The sequence below is a fragment of the Saccharothrix longispora genome, assembly GCF_030852425.1.
Taxonomy (GTDB): domain Bacteria; phylum Actinomycetota; class Actinomycetes; order Mycobacteriales; family Pseudonocardiaceae; genus Actinosynnema; species Actinosynnema longispora.
This window is the reverse complement of sequence record NZ_NSDM01000007.1, coordinates 60,936-82,752: the sequence shown is the minus strand read 5'-3', so window position 1 is coordinate 82,752 and position 21,817 is coordinate 60,936. Positions and strand designations below refer to the sequence as shown.

Here is a 21,817-nt window from a genome sequence, read left to right as displayed (position 1 = left end):
CCACGACCGCGGCGCTGAGCCTGGCGCCGCTCTATCCCGAAAGAGCAGGAGACAGACGATGAGGGTTCGCACCCTTGCGGTGGTGCTGCTGGCCGGCGGCCTCGCCCTGACCGCGTGCGGCAAGGAGGGTGGCCCCGGTGACAGCGGCACCACCCAGCAGGCCGCCGCGGACGTGAAGGTCGACGGTTCCGCGACGTTCGAGAAGATGAAGAACCGCGGCAAGGTCGTCATCGGCGTCAAGGAGGACCAGCCGGGTCTGGGCTACAAGGACCCGACCAGCGGCAAGTACACCGGCTTCGACGTCGAGATCGCGAAGCTGGTCGCCGCCAAGCTGGGCTTCTCGGACGACAAGATCGAGTACAAGGCCATCGCCTCCGCCGGGCGCGAGCAGGCGCTGATCAACGGTGACGTGGACTACTACGTCGGCACCTACACGATCAACGCCAAGCGCAAGGAGCAGGTCGGCTTCGCCGGCCCGTACTTCACCGCCGGCCAGGACCTCCTGGTCGCGAAGGACGACAACTCGATCACCGGCCCGGAGACGCTCAAGGGCAAGAAGGTCTGCTCGGTGACCGGCTCCACGCCGATCCAGAAGGTCAAGAACGAGGGCCTGACCGAGCCGGAGAACATCGTCGAGCTGCAGAACTACTCGCAGTGCGTGACGCAGCTCCAGCAGGGCGCGGTCGACGCCGTCACCACCGACGACGCGATCCTCAAGGGCTACGCGGCCCAGGAGCCCGACAAGATGAAGGTCGTCGGCAAGCCGTTCTCGAACGAGCCGTACGGCATCGGCCTGACGAAGGACGACAAGCCGCTGCGCGACAAGATCAACGACATCCTGGACGAGGCCATCAAGGGCGGCGACTGGGACAAGGTCTACGACGCGACCCTGGGCAAGTCGGGCTCCAAGGCCGAGAAGCCGGTGCTGGACCGCTACTGATCCCCCGGGGCGGCCGGTCGTCCGGCCGGCCGCCCCGCCACCACCCTCCCGAGGAAGCCTGCCCAGAGGAAGCCCATGGACGTCCTGCTCGACAACCTCGACCTGTACGGGCCCGGGTTCCTCAACACCGTTGAGCTGTTCCTGATCTCCGCGGTCGGGTCGCTGGTGTTGGGAACGATCCTGGCGATGCTGCGCGTCGCCCCCGTGCCGGTCTTCAGGTTCGCCGGCGCCGCGTACGTCACGATCGTGCGCAACACCCCGCTCACGCTGGTGTTCTTCTTCTTCGCGTTCGCGTTCCCCCTCCTGGGGATCGTCGACGCGGGGACGTTCGGCGGCTCTGCCGCCAGCTACTACTGGGCTGCGGCGCTGGCCGCGCTGATCCTCTACACGGCCGCGTTCGTGTGCGAGGTCATCCGCTCGGGCATCAACACCGTCCCGGTCGGCCAGGCCGAGGCGTCGCGGGCACTGGGCCTGACGTTCGGCCAGATGCTCGGCTCCGTCGTGCTCCCGCAGGCGACCCGGGCGGTCGTGCCGCCGATGATGAGCACGCTGATCGCGCTGCTCAAGAACACGACCATCGCGGCGGGCTTCTCCGTGTTCCAGGCCGGCTCGATCAGCCTGAACCTGTCCGAGCGCGGTGAGAACCAGCTGATCGGCCTGCTGTGGGTCGCGCTGTTCTTCGTGGTGCTCGTCATCCCCATGACCCTGCTGCAGCGCAGCCTCGAGAAGCGGTGGAGCGTCGCCCGATGAGCTCGGTCCTGTTCGACGTCCCGGGTCCGCGCGCCCGGATGCGCCACCGCGTGTACGCGGTCGTCGGCATCGCCGCCCTGGTCGCGGCCGTCGGCTTCGTGGTCCTCCGGTTCGCCCAGAGCGGCCAGTTCGAAGGCTCGAAGTGGGACTGGCTGCAGTACGAGAAGGTCCAGCTCGACCTGCTCAGCGCCCTGGGCAACACGCTCAAGGCGTTCGCGGCGGGCGCGGTGCTCGCCCTGCTCTTCGGCGCGGTCTTCGCCGCCGGGCAGCTGTCGGACCACGCCGTCTTCCGCGTGCCGTCCATGGCGGTGGTCGAGTTCTTCCGCGCGGTCCCGCTCGTCGTGCTGATCTTCGTGTTCCACTACGGCGTGTCGCTGGGCGCGCCGTTCTACTCGGTGGTCCTGGGCCTGACCCTCTACAACGGGTCGGTGCTCGCCGAGGTGTTCCGCGCCGGCGTGCTGTCGCTGCCGCGCGGCCAGAGCGAAGCCGCCTACGCCCTGGGCATGCGCAAGACCCAGGTGATGAACCTGGTGCTGCTGCCGCAGGCGGTCCGGGCCATGCTGCCCGCGATCATCAGCCAGCTCGTCGTGCTGCTCAAGGACACGGCGCTGGGCTTCCTCATCACCTACGAGGAGCTGCTGTACTACGCCCGCTACCTGGGCTCGATCTTCGAGTTCGGTCGTCCGCTGGTGCCGGTCACGATCGTGGTGGCGGCCGTCTACATCGTGATGTGCCTGTTGCTGACCTGGCTGGCGAAGACGCTGGAGAAGCGGAACCGGCGCAGCAAGAAGGTCATCGAGGCCAAGACGCCGCAGGCGGCCGAGGACGCGGTGGCCGCGTCCGTCTGACCTGCCCCGACGCTTTCGGAGGGGCGTGGCGCCGCACGGTGCCACGCCCCTCCGGCGTCCGGTCAGCGGTGCCGCAGGATCGCACCCACGCCCTCGAACAGCGACGCCCGGTCGGTGACCAGCACCTGCGCGCCGGTCGCGACGGCGGCGCTGGGCAGCACCTCGTCCGCGCGGTGCTCCTCGACGCGCTCGACGCCCAGGCCGCTCAGCTCGGACCTGCGCACGGCGAGCAGCGCCGGGTCGTCACCCGCCCACACGGTGCGGTCCCCCAGCGCGGGGTCGGCGACGAGCAGCGCGGCCACTTTCGCCTCGCGCAGCGCCTCGACCACCGGCTCCAACCCCTGCACGGCGAGCCCGCCGTCCCGGCCCGACTCGGTGGCGAACCGCTCGACCAGATCGTTCTCCTGGTTGAACTGGTGCTCGGCGACGAGGGCCTGCACGGCGCTGTCGAACGCGTCGTCGTCCGCGCCGTCGGCCAGGCTCGCGCCCTCCACCTCCACCAGCAGCTCGCGGGACCGCGCGCCCAGCTCGTCGCGCACCGCCGTCCGCGCCTGGAGCTCGCCGCCCAGCACGAGCAGCTCGGCGTTCAGCTCCGCGACCAGCTTGTCCACGGCCTCGGCGACCAGGGCGGCGTTGCGCTTGGCGGTCTCCTCGACCGAGTGCTGCATCCGCAGGTGCGACCAGCCGCCGCCGCGCACCTTGTGCACGGGGTGCTCCTCGCCGCGCACCTCCTCGGCCGCCACCTCGCCCCGGCGGCCGACCTGCCCGTCGTAGCCGTGCACGTCGGCGCCCTTCCGGTCGGCGAGCACGACGACGTGCGGCACGGTCGGGCCGAGCGACCCGACCAGCGGCAGCATGTGCGGCAGGTCGGACCAGCGGGCGGTGGTCGCGGCCGGTGGTCGGGGCATCACCCGGTCGAGGAGCACGGCGCCGTGCGCGGCGATCAGCGCCCGGCCGCCCTTGCCCACGACCGGCGCGAGCGCGACGGCCTCCAGGGCGTCCAACGTCGCCTCGTCCGCGCCCTGCCGGGCCAGATCGTCACGCACCCCGCGCCAGCGCAGCTCCACGGCCTTGGCCGCGTCCTCGGTGTCGTGCGAGGCGTCCAGGTAGACCGACGCGAAGGGACCGCGTTCCCTGATCAGCTCTCCCAACGAAGACATGTCCATTGGCCGGGTTTACCCGCTGCCGCGCCGCGTAACCTCGAGGGCATGGCGGACGAACCGGGTGCCCTCACGAAGGTGCAGCAGAACGTCATCGGCAACCTCCTCCGGGTCGGCATCAACGGGTTCGGGCCGTTCAAGAGCGCCACGGAGATGGCCCAGGACGCGCTGGAGAAGGCCGCGACCCCGGCCGAAGCGGTGAAGCACCTGATCAGGACCCACGTGACGGCGGCGGGCGTGCAGGGGTTCGCCACCAACGTCGGCGGGCTCATCACGCTGCCCGTCTCGCTGCCCGCGAACGTGGCGGCGGCGACGCTCGTGCAGGCGCACCTCATCGCCTCGATCGCCGCCGTCCACGGGCACGACCTGGAGAGCGACGAGGTGCAGACCGCGATCATGGTGTGCATGCTCGGCAACGCGGGCACGGACGTGCTCAAGAAGGCCGGCATCCGCGCGGGCTCGAACCTCACCATGGCGTTGATCAAGAAGATCCCCGAGCAGCTGATCAAGGAGATCAACAAGCGGATCGGCTTCACCCTGCTGGCGAAGTACGGCACCTCCCGGGCGACCGTGACCCTGGCCAAGGGCGTCCCCCTGGTGGGTGGCGTCATCGGCGGCACCTTCGACGCCGTGACCACCAGGGCGGTCGGCGCCTTCGCCGCCCGCTTCTTCACCGCGGACGACGACCAGCCGCCGAACGTCGTGGAGGGGACGTTCATCGACGGCGAGGTCGTGGACGTCACGACGGACTGATCGGCTGCCGGCGCCACCCGAACGGTGTTCCCGGCGGGGGCGCCGGGGGTGGCGCCGCCCGCCCGCCGGTCGGTCCGAAGTGGACGCACGACCTCCCCGGCGGGTAAACGACTTGGCACGGCGTGCGATCCACGCTAACGTCATGCGCATGTTCTTCCAGATCTACCTCTGAGGACTCTTCCTCCAGCGCCGCACCGGCTTCGGGCCGTGCCGCGCCCTCTCCTGGTGGCCCCAGCGGCTCTCTTCGCCGACCCGTCCGAACCGGGTCGCGCTCCTTGCACGCCTCGACACTTCGAGGAGGCGACGCATGCCCACCATGCGCAACGAACCACAGCACGACGGTCAGCCGATGAACCGCGCCGCCCGGCGCGGCGCCCACTCGTCCGGCGCGGTCCCGCCGCGCTTCGGCGGCGGCCGACTCGTCGCCGCCCCGCGCCAGTACGCGATGCGACGTCGCTGACCAGCGACGTCGCCACACTTCAGGAGGTAGTCCGATGGAGAACCACGAGCACGTCGACGGTGCGGACGAGCAGGAGCAGGAGCCGGCCGTCGTCCCCAACCGGCGCGAGCGCCGCGGTCACGCCCAGAAGAACAGCGGCGTGAACGCCACCCAGGGCCGGCCGTTGCAGAACGGCTTCGCCGGTCGGCGGGTCTTCCGCCGCAAGGCGGGCTGACCGGGAACCGGCCGACCGGAGCACCTCCGCCGAACCCGCCGGGCGCGCACCGCGCCCGGCGGGTTCGGCGCGCACGCGGCGTGCCGGTCGCCGTCGCCCGACTGCCCGAACGGTGGCGCACCTTCGGCCGCGTGACCTGCACCGGTTCCGACAACTAGCCTGAGCCGGGTAGCGACCGGGTCTGACGTTGATCGGGAGACGCCCATGAGGATCGCTGACGTGTTGCGGAACAAGGGTTCGGACGTGGCCACGGTCGAGGCGGGGGCGTCGGTGGCGGAACTCCTCGCCGCGCTCGCCGGGCGCAACGTGGGCGCGATGGTCGTGACCGGGCCCGGTGGCATCACCGGGATCGTGTCGGAACGGGACGTCGTGCGCGGGTTGCACGACCGGGGCGGCGCGCTGCTGGGCGCCCCGGTGGCGGAGATCATGACGAGCGAGGTGCTGACCTGCACCCCGCGGGATTCGGTCGACAGCCTCACGGTGCTGATGACCGAGCGGCGCATCCGGCACGTGCCGGTGCTCGACGACGGCCGACTGGTCGGCATCGTGAGCATCGGCGACGTGGTGAAGAGCCGCATCGACCAGTTGCAGAACGACCACGACCAGTTGGCGGCGTACATCGCGCAGGGCTGAGCGGCCGGCCGCGCGGGGAGCACCCGCGCGGCCGGTCGCGGTCAGCCCTGCGTCCGGTGGTAGTGCCGGCTGACCCTGGCCCGGTTCCCGCACGACGGCCTGCACCACTCCTGGCGGGGGTGCGCCTTGACGAAGTAGCGGACGCAGCGGGGCGCCGGGCAGGCGCGCAGGGCGCGGGCCTCGTCGCCCGCCAGGAACTCGACGACGGCCGTGGCGAGGTCGGCCAGCAGCCGGTCGCCCGGCTCGGCGTCGTCCGCGCGGCGCAGCACCGGCCGCTCGGCCCACTCCAGCCGCACGGTCCGCGGCACGCGCCCCGCGCACTCGTTCACCAGCGCCAACGCCTGCTCGAAGGGCATCAGGTGCGGCGCGTCCAGGCGTTCGGGCGCGTCCACGGCACGCGCGTACAGCGACCGCGCGGCCCAGCGCAGCTCCACCACCCGCAGCCGCAGCGCCTCGTCCGGCTCGACCCCGGCCCACGCGGCGAAGCCCGCGGGCGTGGCCAGGTCGTCGACGAGCCCGCCGTGCCCGTCGTGCCTGACCGTGCTCGCGAACTCCAGGGCCAGTGCCACGAGGGCGAGTCTAGTGGTACGTTCCTAACGGCTTTGACCTGAGGAACCATTAGGGGGAGTTCCGGTGACGATCCAGGAGAACGCGCTCGACGCCCACCGCGGGCTGGCCGCGCTCATCGAGGACCTGACCGACGAGCAGGTCGCCGAGCCGTCGGCGCTGCCCGGCTGGACCAGGGGGCACGTGCTGGCGCACCTCGCGGGCGTGACGGTCGGCCTCGCGGGCCAGGCCGAGCACGAGGGCACCCGGGTCGAGGTCTACCCCGGCGGGCGCCCCGCGCGGGACGCCGCGATCGAGGCGGGCGCGGGCCGTTCGGCGGCGGAGCACCGGGCGGTGCTCGCGGACGCCGTCGAACGGCTGACCAAGGCGTGGGCCGGCGTCCGCGACTGGGAGACCCCGGTCCTCTACCGCGACGGCACGCTCACCGGCACGGCGTACGCGCTGTGGCGCGAGGTCGAGATCCACGCCCGCGACCTCGACCTCGGCCCCGTGACGTGGTCACCGGAGTTCCACGCGCACGCCGTCGACTTCCTCGCGGCGCGGGTGCCCGACGGCACGCGGCTCGTGCTCGTCGCCGGCGATCGCGAGTGGACGATCGGCGAGGGCGCCGAGATCCGGCTCACCGGCTCCCCCGACGACCTCGTCGCGTGGCTGGCCGGCCGTGAACCGGCGGGCGCGATCAGCGGTGAGCTGCCCGAGCTCAAGCCCTGGCCGTAGGCAGCTCCAACCCGAAGTCCTCGCGCAGGGTGGTGGTCAGCTCGTCGGCCGTCAGCTCCCGCTTGACGACCGAGCCGTCCGGCCGCGCCTCGGTCAGGACGCGGTCGGTGATCGAGTGGCGGGCGTGCTCGTCGGTGCGCTGCACCACCAGCCTGCCGAGGAACACGGACTTCGGGTGGGTGGCCAGGTAGTGGTTGAGGACCTCGTAGTCGGCGGGCGTGCGAGGGTCCTCGGTGAAGTCGTACAGCGTCGTCCACCCACCGCCCTGCGACGAGTGCAGCGTCCACACGCCGTCGCGGTGGTCGAGCCGGAACGCCCAGTCGCCCTGCCGCACCACCACGTCGGGGACCAGCGGCAACGGGGTGAGCAGCCCGCCGCCGCCGAACCCGACGTCGGCCAGCCAGCGGCCGTCCACGCGCAGCAGGGCGTGCGTGCGCGGGATGTCTCCCGAACGCCCCAGCAGCACGCGCGCCGCCATGCCGGTCACCTGGTGGCCGAGCCGTTCGAGCACCGCGGCGAACAGCAGGTTCTGCTCGAAGCACCACCCGCCGCGCCGCCGCCGCACCAGCTTGTCCTGCAACGACGGCACGTCCAGCCCGATCGGCACGCCGTCGCGCACGTCGGCGTTCTCGAAGCAGATGGCGGCCAGGTGCGCCCGGTGCAGCAGGCGGAGCAGGGACTCCGGGTCCCCACCGGGCCCGGGGGTCAGGCCGAGGCGGTCGAAGTACGCGTCGAGATCGATCAGATCGCCATTCCACACCGGGCCAGCATCCCAGCCGGAACGATCACCGCGGCCCCCGGCGGACCTCCGCCTTCGTGCCCGGAGGCACGGCTTCCCGCCGCTGCGCAGGTCACGGTGCCGCACCCGACCTCCGGCAGATAGGTTCGGGTGGTGCTGCACGAGATCGCCGAGGCCACGCGAGGCTTCCTGGCCACCCTCGACGGGGCCCGCCGCGCCGAAGCGGTGCGCCCGGTCACCGACGACGACCTGCGCACGCGGTGGGCGTACACGCCGGGGGAACGGCCGGGCGTGGTCCACGGCGCGCTGGACCGCGACCAGCGCAAGGCCGTGCACCGCCTGCTGTCCTGCGTGCTCAGCCCGCACGCCTACGCCCAGGCCGCGGCGGTCATGGCGCTGGAGGACGTGCTCGACGACCGCGAGGGCGGCCACCGCGACCGCCACCAGGGCGACTACTGGACCGTGCTGCTGGGCGAGCCCGGTGACGACCCCTACGGGTGGCGGGTCGAGGGGCACCACCTCTCGGTGAGCGTGGTCGTCGCGGACGGGCGCGTGTCGGCCACCCCGTTCTTCCTCGGCGCGAACCCCGCCCGCACCACCTACCGCGGTCGCACGGTCCTCCAGCCGCTGCGGCTGGAGGAGGAGCTGGCCCGCGAGCTGCTCGACCGGATGGGACCCACCGCGCGCGGCCTCGCCGTGGTCGCGGACCGGCCGCCACCGGACCTGAGGACCGGCAACGCGCGCCGCGTCGGCGACCTGGAACCCGCCGGCGTGACCGTCGCGCAGCTCGACCGCGCCTCCCGCGGCCTGCTCGTGGGCCTGGTCCGCTACTACCTCGACCGGCTGCACGGCGACCTCGCCGACGAGGAGTTCGACGCGCTCGACCTCGACCGCCTGCACTTCGCGTGGGAGGGCCCGGTCCGGCGCGGCGAGGGCCACTACTACCGCGTCCAGGGCCCGGAGCTGCTGATCGAGTACGACAACACCGCCGACGACGCCAACCACGCGCACTCGGTGTGGCGGCGGCGCTCCGGCGACTTCGGCGAGGACCTGCTCGCCGCGCACCACTCCTCGGTGAGGCACGGGTGACCCCGGAGGAGGCCGTCGCGGAGCAGGAGCGGCTGCGCCCGCGGGTCGTCACCACCACCGATCCGGACCTCGTCGTGCGGCACGTCGCCGGCCTGGACGTGTCCTACGCCGACGACGACCGGCTGGTCGCCGCCGTGGTGGTGCTCGACGCCGACTCGCTGGAGACCGTCGACTCGGCCGTCGTGCACGGCCGGGCCGACTTCCCGTACGTGCCGGGCCTGTTCGCGTTCCGCGAGCTGCCGTCGCTGCTGGACGCGCTGGCGACGTTGACCGTGCCGCCCGACCTGCTGGTGTGCGACGGGCAGGGACTGGCCCACCCGCGCCGCTTCGGGCTGGCCTGCCACGTGGGCGTGCTGACCGACCTGCCGAGCGTGGGGGTCGCCAAGACGCCCATGGGCCGGTTCGACCCGCCGGGGGAGGAGCGCGGCGCGGTCGGCGACCTCGTGGACGACGGCGAGGTGGTGGGCCGCGCGCTGCGCACCCGTGCCGGGGTGAAGCCGGTGTTCGTGTCCGTGGGGCACCGGATCGACCTCGACCGGGCGTGCGCCGAGGTGCTGCGCCTGTGCGTGCACCGGCTGCCGGAGACCACGCGCCGGTCGGACTCGCTCGGCCGCGCTCACCTCAGGTAGGCCAGCTCCGGGTGCCGCCGGGCGTACGCGTCGAGCAGGCTCCGCGCGGTGGCCACCGAGTCGACCAGCGGGTGCAGCGCGAACGCCTTGAGCGCGGCGGCGCGCGTGCCCTCCGCGACCAGCCGGTCCACCGCCTTGACCGACGTGACGAGCCCGGCCGCGTGGTCGGGCAGCGGGCTCACCGGCAGCGGGCGGGCGCCCTGCGCGTCCACCTCGCACGGCACCTCGACGATCGCCTCCGCGTCCAGGGTGGGCAGCGTGCGGCCGTTGGGCACGTTGAGGATCAGCGTCGTCTCCTCGTCGTCGCGGATGGCGCGCATGAGCGCCATGGCCACGTGCTCGTACCCGCCGCCCTCCAGCGTGTCCCGCTCGCCCTCGCGGTCGTGCGCCATGTAGGTCGCCTCGCGCTCCAGCCGCGTGGTCTCCCAGTCGACCTCGCCGGCGTAGAAGCGCCGCTGCTGCGCCAGCAGGAACGCGCCGCGGTCGTCGCCCAGCGCCTCGCGCGTCGAGTAGTAGTAGTGCAGGTACTCGTTGGGCACCACGCCGAGCGCGCGCAGCCACTCGCCGCCGAACAGCCTGCCCTCCTCGAAGCCCGCCAGCGCCGCGTCGTCGGCCAGCAGCGCCGGCAGCAGGTTCCCGGAGTCCCCCTCGCGCACGCCCTGGAGCCAGCCGAGGTGGTTGAGGCCCGCGTAGTCGAACACCGGGTCGTCCAGGCGCAGCGCCCGCGCGACCCGGCGGCACAGCCCCACCGGCGAGTCGCAGATGCCGATGACGCGCCCGCCGAGGTGCTTCGCCATGACCTCGGTGACCAGGCCCGCCGGGTTGGTGAAGTTGACGACCCACGCGCCGGGGGCGCGTTCGGCGATCCGGCGGGCGATCCGGTCGGCCACCGGCGCGGTGCGCAGCCCGTAGGCGACGCCGCCCGCGCCGACGGTCTCCTGGCCGAGCACGCCGTGCGCGTGGGCCACCTCCTCGTCGATCGCCCGGCCCGCCAGACCGCCCACCCGGATCGCCGAGAACACGAAGTCCGCGCCGGTCAGCGCCTCGTCCAGGTCGGTGGTCGCGGTGACGGGCGGCCCGTCGCGCAGCACGTCGCGGACGGCGCGCAGCCGGTCGGCGTCCACGTCGTGCAGGACCACGTCGGTGACGCGCTCGTCGAGCGCCTCGTGCACCAGCGGCACGCGGAACCCGCCGCCGCCCAGGATCACCAGCCTCATGCGCCCATCCTGCCCGGGGCAGCGGGTCGGCGCGTCGATCTCGGCCGGCAGCGACCGCTTGAGCCCCTCGGGCGCGAAGGAGGCCCGCACGCCGGTGCGGGCCAGGTCGGCCGGCTCGTTCCCGCCCAGGCCGAACCGCTCGTGCACCGGCAGGTACTCGGCGTTGAGGTCGGAGTGGAACATGGCGGGCTCGTCGGTGTCCGGGCACACCGGCACCCCCGCGTCCAGCAGCCGGGGCGGCGGGTGGTCGGCGAGGTCGGGCACCGCGCCCGTGCGCAGGTTCGACGTGGGGCTGACCTCCAGCGTGACGCCCCCGTCGGCCGGCCGGCGCAGCAGCTCGGGGTCCCGGGCGGCACCGATGCCGTGGCCGATCCGCTCGGCGCACAGGTCGTCGAGGGCTTCCCGGACCTGGTCGGGACCGGTCGTCTCGCCGCGTGCGGCACGCAGTGCAGGCCCGCGTCCCGGGCCGGCGCGAACGCCTCGCGGAACGCGCGACGCGGCGCGTCCGCCTCGAAGCCGGCCAGGCCGAAGCCGACCGTGCCCGGCGGCCGGTGCCCGGTCGCGTACCGCGCGCTGGTCAGGCCGTGGTCGCGGTCCCACACGCCCGGCACGTCGAACACCCGGGCCGGCTCGACGCCGTGCTCCGCCCGCGCCCGCTCCCGGCTCGTGGTCAGCGCCTCGTCCAGCTCGTCCGCGGCGATGCCCGCGCGCAGGTGGCTGGTCGCGCTCACCGTCACCTCGGCGTACCGGACGTTGCGCCGGGCGTGCCCCTCCGCCGGGCCGAGCACCGGCGCGGAGACGTCCTCACCCGTCGTGACCAGGTCGTTCACCGTGTCGTAGACCTCGATGAAGTGGCCGAAGCCGGTGAACTCGTAGAAGCGGCGCAGCTCGTCCGCGTCGGTCGGCACGCCGTGCTCCGGGTGCCGGCGGGCGAGGGTGAGGACGGTTTCGGGGGAGGCCGACCCGACGAGGTGGACGTGCAGCTCGACCTTGGGCAGCGCGGCGATGAGGTCACGCATGGCCCGGGCGGGTCTGCACATGTTCCCGCCGCTGGTCAAGGGCCGTTGGTGGGGTGTTGACATTCTGTCTACTGTGGACTTGGTACACCCTTGACAGGTGTTGTCCAGCAGGGGGAGGGTCTGGCCGAAACCTTTCCTGCGCATGATGGGGGTTCGGTCGTGAAGGCTGCACGGAGAGCCGCCGTCGTCGCGGCTCTGGTGACGCTGCCGCTGGGGCTCGTGCCCGCGGTGGCCGGCGCCGCGGTGGAGGGCCCGGTGTTCGTCGGGGGCGAGGCGCAACCCGTCTTCGACCCGAAGGACGTGGTGCGCGAGAGCGTGTGGGTGCGCGCGCCGGTCGACAGCGACCGCGACGGTCGCGACGACGAGGTCTACACCGAGGTGGTGCGCCAGAAGGCCACCGACCGGGGGCTGAAGGTCCCGGTGGTGTTCTTCAACAGCCCGTACTTCTCCGGTGGCAACGACGTGGCCAACCACGACGTGGACGTCGAGCTGTACGTGCCCGACCGCAAGGGCGGCTACGACAAGCGCGACGGGTCCCTGCTCAAGGCCCGAGCCGACGAGCGGATCGCGGCGGCGGTCGGCCCCAACCCGGGGCCCATCACGTCCGGCCGCTACGAGGCGTACTTCATCGCCCGCGGCTTCGCCATGGTCTACGCCGAGTCCCTGGGCACCGGCAAGTCGACGGGCTGCCCCACCTCCGGCGGGCACAACGAGACCATCGGCTCCAGATCCGTGGTCGACTGGCTGAACGGGCGCACGACCGCCCGTGACGCGGCGGGCGCGGACGTGAGGGCCACGTGGACCACCGGCAAGGTCGGCATGATGGGCGTGTCGTACAACGGCACCCTGCCCAACGCCGTCGCCGCCACCGGTGTGGAGGGGCTGGAGGCGATCGTGCCGATCGCGGCCATCTCCAGCTGGTACGACTACTACCGGGCGGACGGCGCGGTCGTCGCGCCCGGCACGTTCCAGGGCGAGGACCTCGACGTGCTGGCCGAGTACGTCTACACCCGCGCGGACCGGGAGGTCTGCAAGCCGGTCATCGCCGACGTGGCCGCGCGGCAGGACCGGGTGACCGGCGACTACAGCCCGTTCTGGGACGAGCGCAACTACGTCAAGGACGCGCACAAGGTCCGCGCCGCGGTGCTCGCGGTGCACGGCCTGAGCGACTGGAACGTCAAGGTCAAGCAGGTCTCGCAGTGGTACGAGGCGCTCAAGCGCAACGGCGTCGAGCACAAGATCTGGCTGCACCAGTCCGGGCACACGGACCCCGACACGCTGCGGTCGGTCGAGTGGCGGCGCACCGTCAACCGCTGGTTCTCGCACTACCTCCACGGCATCGACAACGGCGTGGAGCGGGAGCCGAAGTCCACGATCCAGCGCGAGGACAAGGTGACGTGGACGGACGAGGCCGAGTGGCCCGCGCCGGGCACGGCCAAGGCCCGGGTGCACCCGTGGGCGGGCGGTCCGACCAAGGGCGCGCTGCGGTTGCAGCAGGTCCCCGGCCGCCCCGTGGTCGAGTCCCTGCGCGACGACGCGTCCGTGCTGCCGGAGGACCTGGTCGACGCGCCGGCCTCGGTCAACCGGCTGTCGTACGCGACCCGGCCCGCCTCGGAGCCGCTGCGCTTCTCCGGCACGGCCCGCGTCGACCTGGCGATCTCGTTCGACCGGCCGGCGGCCAACGTGACCGCGCTGCTGGTGGACCGCGCGCCGGACGGCACGTCGCACATCATCACGCGGGGCTGGACCGACCCGCAGAACCGCACGTCGCCGTCCAGGACCAAGGCCATCACCCCCGGTGAGCGGTACAAGGTCGAGGTGGAGCTGGAGCCGAACGACTACGTGGTCCCGGCCGGCCACAGCGTCGAGTTCGTGCTGATCTCGTCCGACTACGACTACACGCTGCGCCCGGCGCCGGGTGCCGGGCTGTCGATCGACCTGACCTCGACGACGGTCGAACTGCCGGTGGTCGGGGGGACGCAGGCGTTGCGCCGTTCGGTCGGATAATCCACGTGGTCAGGAAGTAATTCACGAAGTCGCTACTTGGTAAGTCTTCCACTTGGCGACTGGGTGTGGTCGTATCCCCACACCCAGTCGTCAAGGAGGTGGCAGATGAGCCGAGCCAGGCGCGCGTTGGTCACGACCCTGGTCGCCCCGCTGATCGGTCTCGCCCTCGTGCAGGGCGAGGCCGCCGCAGCACCGAACTTCCAGTTGCCGTTCCCGTGCAACCAGGTGTGGGAGGGCCAGACCCGCACCAACCACAGCCCCGCCAACTCGGTGGACTTCAACCGGGCCAACGACGACGGCGACCCCGTCGTCGCGTCGGCGGGCGGCACCGTGACGCGGGTGGCGAACGAGGGCAGCACCAGCTACGGCCGGTGGATCGAGATCGACCACGGCGCCGGCTGGCGCACCCGGTACGCGCACCTGTCCGTGCAGCGGGTCAGCGTCGGCCAGAGCGTGCGCATCGGCCAGCGCATCGGCGACGTCGGCACGACGGGCGGCTCCAGCGGCCCCCACCTGCACTACGAACAGCGGCTCAACGGCGCCGACCAGAAGATCAAGTTCAACGGGACGCAGATCTTCTACTGGGGCAGCCGCAGCTACACCAGCCGCAACTCGTGCGGCACCAGCGGTGCGACCGGCACCATCGGCACCGACAGCGGCGCCTCGGTGACCATCCGCTCGGGCCCCGGCACGACGTACGCGGCGGTCGGCTCGGTCGCGAACGGCGCGTCCGTGACCATCAGCTGCCAGACGACCGGTCAGACGGTCACCGGCAAGTACGGCACCACCAACCTGTGGGACAAGATCGGGTCCGGTTACGTCTCCGACGCCTACGTGTACACAGGTTCGGACGGTCGAGTAGCCCCGAACTGCTGAGTCCCCCCGGGTCGCCGGCCGCTCCCGCACCCCGCGGGAGCGGCCGTTCCCGAGTTGTCCACAGGCGGCCGCCTCCGCCCGCCGCGGCCGGCCGTTCTCCTCCACAGTCGTGGCATGACCAACGACCTGCTGCCCACGCCCCGCATCCACGACCCGGGCGACCTGATCGCCGCCGTGCCGCACCTGCTGGGCTTCCACCCCGTCGACTCGCTGGTGCTGCTGGCACTGGAGGGCACCTCCGTCGCCGTGACGCTCCGGACCGACCTGCCCCCGCCGGACCGGGTGCGCGCCGTCGTCGACCGGCTGCTGGCGCCCCTGGCGCGCTGCCACCGGGCCAACGCCGTGGCGGTGGTGGTGGGCGGCGGCTCCGGCGACCCGCCCGAGGACCTGCCGCAGGACCAGTTGGTGGACGAGCTGGACGACGCCCTGCACGCGGTGGGAGTGCCCCTCGTGCTGGCGGTGTGGACCGCCGCCACCGCCGCCGGCGAACCCTGGTTCGACTACCACGACGCGGCCACCCGCGGCACCGTCCCCGACCCGGCGGCCACGACCCTGGCCGCCACCTCGGCGGCCGAGGGCTTCGTGACCTTCGCCAGCCGCGCCGCGATGGCCGAACTGCTGACCCCCGACCCGCCGGAGGTCCTGGCACGCCGGGCCAGGCTGCTGGACCGCCGTGCCACCGACCCGGCCCCGCCCACCGACGCCGCCCTCCAGGCCCGCCACCGGGACCTGGTGCGGGCGGAGGTGGTCCGGGCCGCGACCAGGAAGCGCCCCCTGACCGACGAGGAGGTGGCCGACCTGGCCCACGCCCTGTCCAACCCGTGGGTGCGCGACGCCGGCCTGGCCCACTGCACCGGCGAACACGCCCGCGGCGCCGAGAACCTGTGGCTGGAGCTGACCCGGGCCTGCCCTGCCCCGGAACGGGCGGAACCGGCGACCCTCCTGGCCTTCTCCGCCTACCTGAGGGGCCTGGGCACCCTGGCCGCGCTGGCCCTGGACCGCGCCGAACAAGCCCACCCGGGCCACCGCCTCAGCGGACTGCTGAGGGCTGCCCTGGACACCGCACTGCCCCCGGAAACCCTGCGCCGACTGGCCGACCACGCCGCCGACCCCGACCCGCCCCCTCGCGCGTTCCCGCCGACCGCACCACCGAGCCCACCCGCCGGGGAGGCGACCTGACCCGGGGTCCTCACCGCCGGGGAGGGCGCGCGCAGGGCGGGTGATCGCCCGGCCCGGCAGCGGTGCCGCGGCCGGGCCGGCTGCGCCTGGGCCGCCCCGGCCGCGGCACGGCGGCTCAGACGAGGTCCGGGCGCACCCACTCCTCGCCGAGCACGTGCTCGGCGAGGAACGCGAAGACCGTCTCGTACCAGACCTTCGAGTTGCCCGGCGTGAGGATCCAGTGGTTCTCGCTCGGGAAGTACAGGAACTTCGCGGGCACGCCGTGCCGCACGAGGTCGAAGTACAACCGCTGACCCTCGCCGATCGGGACCCGGTAGTCCTTGTCGCCGTGGATCACGAGCACGGGCGTCCTGACGTCCGCCACCCGCAGGTGCGGCGAGTTCGCGCGCACCCGCTCGTCCTGCGCCAGGGGGTCGCCCATCTCGCGGATCCAGTAGTACGAGTCGTCCGTGGTCCCGGTGAACGCGTCCAGGTGCCACAGCGACGCGTGCGCCACGATCGCCTTGAACCGGTCGGTCCGGGTGGCGATCCAGTTCGCCATGTACCCGCCGAACGACCCGCCCATGGCGGCCGTGCGGCTCTCGTCGATGTCGTCGCGCCCCACGGCGACGTCGGTGATCGCCATCAGGTCCGTGTACGGCTTGGCGCCCCACGAACCCCAGCCGGCGCGCACGAAGTCGTACCCGTAGCCGGTGGACAGCGCCGGGTCCGGCAGCAGCACGGCGTACCCGCGCGCCGCCATCAGCCACGGGTTCCAGCGCCAGCTCCACCCGCTCCAGCTCATCACCGGCCCGCCGTGCACCCACAGCAGCAGCGGCGCGGGCCGGTCGGCCGAGGCGCCGGTGGGCAGCACCAGCCAGGCCCGCACGGTCCGCCCGTCGGCGACCGCGGTCTCGACCTCGGTCACCGTGCCGGGCAGCGACTCGACCGCGCCGGGCGCGGGCAGCGCCACCGCCTCCTGGTCCACGCCCGACGCCGACAGCCGCACCGGCTGCGGCGGGTGGTCCCAGGCGCTGCGCAGCGCGTAGACCGAGGCGCCGTCGGGGCTGACCCGCACGTCGGTGTACGCGCCGGACGCGGTCAGCTTCACGACCTCGCCGGAGGCCAGGTCGAGCTTCCAGATCGGCTGGTGGCCGCGGTGGCTGCTGGTGAAGTACAGCGCCGAGCCGTCCGGGCTCACCACCGGGTGGTCCGGCTCCTCCGGGAAGTCCGCGGCGAGGTCCACCACGTCCCCGTCGAGCGGGATGCGGACCAGGGTGTTGGTCCACGGCTCGTCGGGCGTCGAGTCGAACGCGCGCACCGCGACCACACCCGACGAGTCGGGCAGGAACACCGGCTGGAGGAACGAGTGGCCCTCGCGGTCGGCCAGCACGCGGCTCGACGAGCCGTCCGCGGCGGACAGCCGCAGCCGCACCCGCGAACCGTAGGCGGCGCTCACCTCGACCCGCTCGGTGTGCACGACCCACCGGCCGTCCGGGCTGATCGCGGGCGAGTCGTCCAACCGCGCCGCCGCCCCGGGCGTCAGGTCGACCAGGTCCGCGGCCTGGTCGAGGCGCGAGCTGTCCACGCCGACCGGGGTCGTGGTGGTCAGCAGCCGCGGGAAGCCGGGGCCGAGGTCGGCGTCCCAGTACCGGATCGGGTAGGACTCGTGCAGGATCGCCGTCACGCCGGCGTCCTCACGGGCCTTGCGCAGCTCCTCGTCCTGCTCGCCGAACCCGACGCCGGGGTGCGCGCCCGCCGCCAGCAGCACGGTGCCCGCCTCCCGCGCCACCGCGAACTCGGCCACGCCGCCGGCGGGCCGGTACAGCTCACGGGCCTCGCCGGTCGGTGGCAGCAGCCACAGCGCCGCCTTGTCCTTCTGCTTGCCGTCGGCCGGCGCGGCCTCCTGGTCGGGCCGCGCCGAGACGAACAGCAGCCCGCCGTCGGGCGTGAACGCGGGCGCGCCCTCGCCCTTGGCCCCGCGGGTCAACCGCCGCGCCGGCCGTTCGCCGGCCGGGTCGACCTCCCACAGCGCGCCCTGCCACGCCTTGCCGTCGGGGGAGAGCTCCGACACCACCGCGACGAGCCTCGCGCCGTCCGGGGACAGCGCCAGCGAGGACAGTCGCGGCATGCCGTTGTACGAGGTCAGGTCCCCGAACCCGGCCTCGGTGATCGTGCCCGTCATCACACCCCCCGTAGTGACCGGGTGAACTCCCACGCGTCGCTCACGATGCCGGTCAGGTCAACGCGCTCCGGCTTCCAGCCCAGCTCGGTGCGGGCCTTCTCGCTGGAGGCCACGAGCACCGCCGGGTCGCCCGCGCGCCGGGGCGCCAAGGCGGTCGGGATCGGGTGGCCGGTCACCTCACGGCACGCCTCGACGACCTGCCTGACCGAGAAACCCAGGCCGTTGCCGAGGTTGTAGATCCGGTGCTCGCCCGCCACCGCGTGCTCCAGGGCCAGTTGGTGCGCGTCGGCGAGGTCCACCACGTGGATGTAGTCGCGCACGCACGTGCCGTCCTCGGTGGGCCAGTCCTCGCCGTACACCTGGATGCGCTCGCGCTGCCCGAGCGCCACCTGGAGCACCAGGGGGATCAGGTGGGTCTCGGTGCCGTGCCGCTCCCCGAACCGCCCGTACGCGCCCGCCACGTTGAAGTAGCGCAGCGACACGGCGGCCAGGCCGTGCGCGGCGGCGTAGGAGGTGATGGCGTGGTCGACGGCGAGCTTCGTCGCGCCGTAGGTGTTCGTGGGCCGGGTCGGCGCGCTCTCCGAGACCGGCACCTGCTCCGGCTCGCCGTAGGTCGCGGCGGTGGAGGAGAACACGAGCCGGGGCGTGCCGTGCTCGCGCATCGCGTCCAGCAGCCGCACCGAGCTGACCACGTTGCCGTGCCAGTACTTGGCGGGGTCCTGCATGGACTCCCCGACGAGCGACTTGGCCGCGAAGTGCAGCACGCCGTCGAAGGGGGCCCCGTCGACGCCGCCGGCGAGCACGTCGCCGATCGCCTCGTCGATGCCCGCCTCGACCAGCCGGACGCCGTCGGGCACCGCGTCCGCGTGCCCGGCGGACAGGTCGTCGAGCACCACCACCTCGTGACCGGATTCCGCCAACCTGGCCGCGCACACGCTGCCCACGTACCCGGCACCGCCCGTGACGAGCAACCTCACCCTGCCGACCCCGCCTTCTCCTCGATGATGACCCGCAAACCCGCGCCGCCTCAGGCGTCGCGGCCCGCGCCCGCGGAGGGCACGGCGGTGAACGTCCTGGGGGTGGTCCAGCCCTTGCGGGCGAACGCGTCGAGCACCGCGGCCACGACCCCGTCGTGCCGCTCGACGGGCACCAGCGCGATGGCCGAGCCGCCGAACCCGCCGCCGACCATGCGGGCGCCCAGCGCGCCGGCGTCCACGGCGGCGTCCACGGCCGCGTCCAGCTCCGGCGCCGACACCCGGTAGTCGTCGCGCAGCGACGCGTGCGACGCGTCCAGCAGCGGACCCAGCTCGGCGAGCCGGTCGGCGCGCAGCAGCTCCACCGCCGCCAGCACCCGCTCGTTCTCGGTGACCACGTGCCGCACGAGCGGCCGCAGGTGTCCGGGCAGCCGCTCCAGCGCGCCGTCCAGCTCGGCGACGGGCAGGTCGCGCAGCGCGGGCAGGCCCAGCAGCCCGGCCGCCTCCTCGCAGCCGGACCGGCGCGCGCCGTAGCCACCGTCGGTGTGCGAGTGGCTCGACCGCGTGTCCACCACCAGCACCTCCAGGCCGTGCGCGGAGGCGTCGAACGGCACCTGCTCGGCCGCGAACGAGCGCACGTCCAGGAACAGCACGTGCGCCTCGGTGCAGCACAGCGACGCGGTCTGGTCCAGCAGGCCCGTGGGGGCGCCCGCGAAGTCGTTCTCGGCGCGCTGCACCCAGCGCGCCACCTGCTGGAGGTCGTCGGCCGGGTGGTCGGCCAGGCCCAGCAGCGCGAGCGCGACCGCGCACTCCAGCGCGTGCGAGGAGGACAGGCCCGCGCCCGCCGGCACGTCGCCCGCGATCACCAGGTCCGCCCCGCCCGTCAGGCCCTGCTCGCGCAGCACCCACGCCACCCCGGCCGGGTACGCCGCCCAGCCGTCGACCAGGCCGGGCGCCAGGTCGGCGACCGCGATGGGCTCCGCCCGCTGCGCGCCGCCGTCGTCACCGAGCGTCGCCACCCGCAGCACGCCGTCGTCGCGCGCCGCCGCGGCCACCGCCGTCCGGTGCGGCAGCGCGAACGGCAGCACGAAGCCGTCGTTGTAGTCCGTGTGCTCCCCGATCAGGTTCACCCGGCCGGGCGCGGACCACACGCCCGCCGGGGCGGTCCCGTGCAGCCGCTCGAACGCCGCGGACGCGCGCTCCGCGGGCGCCGGGCGACCCGATGCCCGCGGACCGGAGGTGGGACCGGGCGTCACCGGGCCTGCACCAGCACGGCGTGCGCCACGGCGGGGTCCAGTTCGGCGGTCGTGCCGTTGCCGCGCACCTGCACGAGCCGGGCGCCGCCCATCGAGTCGACCTCGACCGTGCCGCCCGGCACCACGCCGGCCGCCTTCAGCTCGGCCATCAGGTCCGGGTCGAGCTGCACGTGCTCGGCGATGCGGCGCACCTCGACGTGACCGCCACCGCGGCGGGCCACCTCGTCGATGCGCACCAGGTCCGCCTCGGCGGGCGGCGCGGGCTCGCCGTCGCCCAACTTGTCCAGACCGGGGATCGGGTTGCCGTACGGCGAGGTGGTGGGGTTGCCGAGCAGCTTGACCAGCTTGCGCTCGACCGCCTCGCTCATGACGTGCTCCCAGCGGCACGCCTCGCTGTGCACGTGCTCCCACTCCAGGCCGATGACGTCGACGAGGAGGCGTTCGGCGAGCCGGTGCTTGCGCATGACCGCGACGGCCAGGTTGCGCCCCTGCTCGGTGAGTTCGAGGTGGCGGTCGTCGGCGACGACCACGAGGCCGTCGCGCTCCATCCGCCCGACGGTCTGGCTCACCGTCGGACCGCTCTGGCCCAGCCGCTCGGCGATGCGGGCGCGCAGAGGGACCACGCCCTCCTCTTCGAGCTCGTAGATCGTGCGGAGGTACATCTCCGTGGTGTCGATGAGGTCGTTCACACCCGCTCCCCTTCGTATGGCGTCAATGCTAGTCGGCCGGTCACGGGTGCAGGATGGTGCCGTGCATCCACTGATCAGCACCGAAGACCTGGCGTCCGCGCTGGACAGCGCGCACCCCCCGGTCGTGCTCGACGTCCGCTGGCGGTTGGGCGGACCTCCGGGACGTCAAGACTACGAGGTCGGGCACGTTCCCGGCGCGGTCCACCTCGACCTGGACGCCGAGCTGGCCGCGCCGCCCGGCGCCGGCGGGCGGCACCCGCTGCCGGGACCGGCCGCGCTCCAGGCCGTGCTGCGGTCGGCCGGCGTCCGCGAAGGTCACCCGGTCGTGGTGTACGACGACGCCGACGGGTCGGTCGCCGCGCGCGCCTGGTGGTTGCTGCGCTGGTCGGACCACCCGGAAGTGGCGGTCCTGGACGGCGGGTTCGCGGCGTGGACCGCGGAGGGCCGCCCGGTGACCGCCGACACCCCCTCGCCGGAGCCGGGCGACATCACCGTGCGCCCCGGCGCGATGCCGACGCTGACCGCAGACGAGGCCGCCGGGTTCGCGCGGAGCGGCGCGCTGCTCGACGCCCGCGCGCCCGAGCGGTACCGCGGCGAGGTCGAGCCGGTGGACCCGCGGGCCGGGCACATCCCCGGCGCGTTGAACGCGCCCACCTCGGGCCACACGTCCGGGGGACGCTGGCTCGGCGCGGACGCGCTGGCCGAGCGGTTCGCGGGCCTCGGCGTGACCGGCGGCACACCGGTGGCGGCCTACTGCGGCTCGGGCGTGACGGCCAGTTCGGTCGTGCTGGCGCTGGAGGTGGCGGGGGTCACCGCGGCGGACGCCCCGGCGCCGCTGTACCCCGGCTCGTGGTCGGAGTGGTCGAACGACCCGCCCCGCCCCGCCGCGACGGGCGACACCCCCTGACCCTGGAGTCCGACGCCCGGGACCCGGGCG

21 protein-coding genes and 1 pseudogene are annotated in these 21,817 nt (G+C 73.6%); 14 read left to right on the top strand and 8 right to left on the bottom strand.

The window, feature by feature from the left end; all coding sequences use genetic code 11:
* Positions 1-58: 58 nt before the first annotated feature.
* The 3 genes from CKY47_RS17480 (at position 59) to CKY47_RS17470 (ending at position 2,538) form a co-directional block, all read left to right on the top strand.
* The gene (locus tag CKY47_RS17480) at positions 59-940 is read left to right on the top strand and encodes a glutamate ABC transporter substrate-binding protein (protein ID WP_306746907.1); all 882 of its coding nucleotides are present in this window, start codon (positions 59-61) and stop codon (positions 938-940) included.
* 75 nt (positions 941-1,015) lie between these two features.
* A complete protein-coding gene (locus CKY47_RS17475) occupies positions 1,016-1,690 on the top strand; it encodes an amino acid ABC transporter permease (protein WP_306746906.1) in 675 nt (224 codons plus the stop codon).
* Positions 1,687-2,538, top strand: a complete 852-nt coding sequence (locus tag CKY47_RS17470) for an amino acid ABC transporter permease (protein WP_306746905.1) — start codon at positions 1,687-1,689, stop codon at positions 2,536-2,538. The genes CKY47_RS17475 and CKY47_RS17470 overlap by 4 nt, the downstream gene beginning before the upstream one ends.
* 62 nt (positions 2,539-2,600) lie before the next feature.
* Here CKY47_RS17470 and CKY47_RS17465 read toward each other — a convergent pair whose 3' ends face one another.
* Positions 2,601-3,698: an Rv2629 family ribosome hibernation factor gene (locus CKY47_RS17465; RefSeq protein ID WP_306746904.1), complete on the bottom strand. Its 1,098-nt coding sequence runs from the start codon at positions 3,696-3,698 to the stop codon at positions 2,601-2,603.
* Positions 3,699-3,746: 48 nt separating this feature from the next.
* Between CKY47_RS17465 and CKY47_RS17460 the strand changes: the two genes are divergently transcribed.
* From CKY47_RS17460 to CKY47_RS17445, 4 genes are all read left to right on the top strand, one after another.
* Entirely contained in the window at positions 3,747-4,451 is a 705-nt protein-coding gene (locus CKY47_RS17460) for an EcsC family protein (protein WP_306746903.1), read from the top strand.
* 307 nt (positions 4,452-4,758) lie between these two features.
* Positions 4,759-4,911, top strand: a complete 153-nt coding sequence (locus CKY47_RS17455; protein WP_306746902.1) for a hypothetical protein — start codon at positions 4,759-4,761, stop codon at positions 4,909-4,911.
* A 34-nt stretch (positions 4,912-4,945) separates the two neighbouring features.
* Complete coding sequence (locus CKY47_RS17450; protein WP_306746901.1) at positions 4,946-5,125, top strand: hypothetical protein; 180 nt, start codon at positions 4,946-4,948, stop codon at positions 5,123-5,125.
* 204 nt (positions 5,126-5,329) lie between these two features.
* Positions 5,330-5,758, top strand: a complete 429-nt coding sequence (locus CKY47_RS17445; protein WP_306746900.1) for a CBS domain-containing protein — start codon at positions 5,330-5,332, stop codon at positions 5,756-5,758.
* Positions 5,759-5,799: 41 nt separating this feature from the next.
* Here CKY47_RS17445 and CKY47_RS17440 read toward each other — a convergent pair whose 3' ends face one another.
* Positions 5,800-6,327 (bottom strand): CGNR zinc finger domain-containing protein, encoded by a 528-nt coding sequence (locus CKY47_RS17440; protein WP_306746899.1) that lies wholly within the window; start codon positions 6,325-6,327, stop codon positions 5,800-5,802.
* Positions 6,328-6,391: 64 nt separating this feature from the next.
* Between CKY47_RS17440 and CKY47_RS17435 the strand changes: the two genes are divergently transcribed.
* Positions 6,392-7,042, top strand: coding sequence for a maleylpyruvate isomerase family mycothiol-dependent enzyme (locus tag CKY47_RS17435; protein ID WP_306746898.1), 651 nt, complete (start codon positions 6,392-6,394; stop codon positions 7,040-7,042).
* On the opposite strand, the gene CKY47_RS17430 is transcribed toward CKY47_RS17435, so the two are convergent.
* The gene (locus tag CKY47_RS17430) at positions 7,026-7,802 is read right to left on the bottom strand and encodes an arylamine N-acetyltransferase family protein (RefSeq protein WP_306746897.1); all 777 of its coding nucleotides are present in this window, start codon (positions 7,800-7,802) and stop codon (positions 7,026-7,028) included. The genes CKY47_RS17435 and CKY47_RS17430 overlap by 17 nt on opposite strands.
* Positions 7,803-7,931: 129 nt before the next feature.
* Here CKY47_RS17430 and CKY47_RS17425 point away from each other — a divergent pair, with 129 nt between their 5' ends.
* Both CKY47_RS17425 and CKY47_RS17420 read left to right on the top strand, forming a co-directional pair.
* Positions 7,932-8,870 (top strand): DUF3500 domain-containing protein, encoded by a 939-nt coding sequence (locus tag CKY47_RS17425; RefSeq protein ID WP_371320687.1) that lies wholly within the window; start codon positions 7,932-7,934, stop codon positions 8,868-8,870.
* Complete coding sequence (locus CKY47_RS17420; RefSeq protein WP_306746895.1) at positions 8,867-9,499, top strand: endonuclease V; 633 nt, start codon at positions 8,867-8,869, stop codon at positions 9,497-9,499. The genes CKY47_RS17425 and CKY47_RS17420 overlap by 4 nt, the downstream gene beginning before the upstream one ends.
* On the opposite strand, the pseudogene add reads toward CKY47_RS17420, so the two are convergent.
* Positions 9,487-11,735: pseudogene (gene add / locus CKY47_RS17415) on the bottom strand (adenosine deaminase). The gene CKY47_RS17420 and the pseudogene add overlap by 13 nt on opposite strands.
* A gap of 159 nt (positions 11,736-11,894) precedes the next feature.
* Between add and CKY47_RS17410 the strand changes: the two are divergent.
* The 3 genes from CKY47_RS17410 (at position 11,895) to CKY47_RS17400 (ending at position 15,797) form a co-directional block, all read left to right on the top strand.
* A complete protein-coding gene (locus CKY47_RS17410; RefSeq protein WP_306746894.1) occupies positions 11,895-13,742 on the top strand; it encodes a Xaa-Pro dipeptidyl-peptidase in 1,848 nt (615 codons plus the stop codon).
* 105 nt (positions 13,743-13,847) lie between these two features.
* On the top strand, positions 13,848-14,618 hold the full coding sequence (locus CKY47_RS17405; RefSeq protein ID WP_306746893.1) for a peptidoglycan DD-metalloendopeptidase family protein: 771 nt from the start codon (positions 13,848-13,850) through the stop codon (positions 14,616-14,618).
* Between the two features lie 114 nt (positions 14,619-14,732).
* On the top strand, positions 14,733-15,797 hold the full coding sequence (locus CKY47_RS17400) for a DUF4192 domain-containing protein (protein WP_306746892.1): 1,065 nt from the start codon (positions 14,733-14,735) through the stop codon (positions 15,795-15,797).
* Positions 15,798-15,912: 115 nt separating this feature from the next.
* Here the strand turns inward: CKY47_RS17400 and CKY47_RS17395 are convergent, their stop codons facing one another.
* From CKY47_RS17395 to CKY47_RS17380, 4 genes are read right to left on the bottom strand one after another with little or no spacing between them, the layout of a single operon-like run.
* The gene (locus CKY47_RS17395; RefSeq protein ID WP_306746891.1) at positions 15,913-17,961 is read right to left on the bottom strand and encodes a S9 family peptidase; all 2,049 of its coding nucleotides are present in this window, start codon (positions 17,959-17,961) and stop codon (positions 15,913-15,915) included.
* Positions 17,961-18,938, bottom strand: coding sequence for a UDP-glucose 4-epimerase GalE (gene galE, locus CKY47_RS17390; protein WP_306746890.1), 978 nt, complete (start codon positions 18,936-18,938; stop codon positions 17,961-17,963). Before galE ends, CKY47_RS17395 begins: the two co-directional genes overlap by 1 nt.
* 50 nt (positions 18,939-18,988) lie before the next feature.
* Positions 18,989-20,191 carry a galactokinase gene (galK, locus tag CKY47_RS17385; protein ID WP_306746889.1) on the bottom strand — a complete coding sequence of 401 codons (1,203 nt, stop codon included), beginning with the start codon at positions 20,189-20,191 and terminating at the stop codon, positions 18,989-18,991.
* Complete coding sequence (locus CKY47_RS17380; protein WP_306746888.1) at positions 20,188-20,880, bottom strand: iron-dependent transcriptional repressor DtxR; 693 nt, start codon at positions 20,878-20,880, stop codon at positions 20,188-20,190. Before CKY47_RS17380 ends, galK begins: the two co-directional genes overlap by 4 nt.
* A 61-nt stretch (positions 20,881-20,941) precedes the next feature.
* Between CKY47_RS17380 and CKY47_RS17375 the strand changes: the two genes are divergently transcribed.
* Complete coding sequence (locus CKY47_RS17375; protein ID WP_306746887.1) at positions 20,942-21,787, top strand: sulfurtransferase; 846 nt, start codon at positions 20,942-20,944, stop codon at positions 21,785-21,787.
* The last annotated feature ends 30 nt before the right edge of the window (positions 21,788-21,817 follow it).

Coding starts and splice junctions, on each gene's coding strand:
- CKY47_RS17480 (WP_306746907.1), top strand. CDS start 59: ATGAGGGTTCGCACCCTTGCGGTGGTGCTGCTGGCCGGCGGCCTCGCC.
- CKY47_RS17475 (WP_306746906.1), top strand. CDS start 1,016: ATGGACGTCCTGCTCGACAACCTCGACCTGTACGGGCCCGGGTTCCTC.
- CKY47_RS17470 (WP_306746905.1), top strand. CDS start 1,687: ATGAGCTCGGTCCTGTTCGACGTCCCGGGTCCGCGCGCCCGGATGCGC.
- CKY47_RS17465 (WP_306746904.1), bottom strand. CDS start 3,698: ATGTCTTCGTTGGGAGAGCTGATCAGGGAACGCGGTCCCTTCGCGTCG.
- CKY47_RS17460 (WP_306746903.1), top strand. CDS start 3,747: ATGGCGGACGAACCGGGTGCCCTCACGAAGGTGCAGCAGAACGTCATC.
- CKY47_RS17455 (WP_306746902.1), top strand. CDS start 4,759: ATGCCCACCATGCGCAACGAACCACAGCACGACGGTCAGCCGATGAAC.
- CKY47_RS17450 (WP_306746901.1), top strand. CDS start 4,946: ATGGAGAACCACGAGCACGTCGACGGTGCGGACGAGCAGGAGCAGGAG.
- CKY47_RS17445 (WP_306746900.1), top strand. CDS start 5,330: ATGAGGATCGCTGACGTGTTGCGGAACAAGGGTTCGGACGTGGCCACG.
- CKY47_RS17405 (WP_306746893.1), top strand. CDS start 13,848: ATGAGCCGAGCCAGGCGCGCGTTGGTCACGACCCTGGTCGCCCCGCTG.
- CKY47_RS17400 (WP_306746892.1), top strand. CDS start 14,733: ATGACCAACGACCTGCTGCCCACGCCCCGCATCCACGACCCGGGCGAC.
- CKY47_RS17395 (WP_306746891.1), bottom strand. CDS start 17,961: ATGACGGGCACGATCACCGAGGCCGGGTTCGGGGACCTGACCTCGTAC.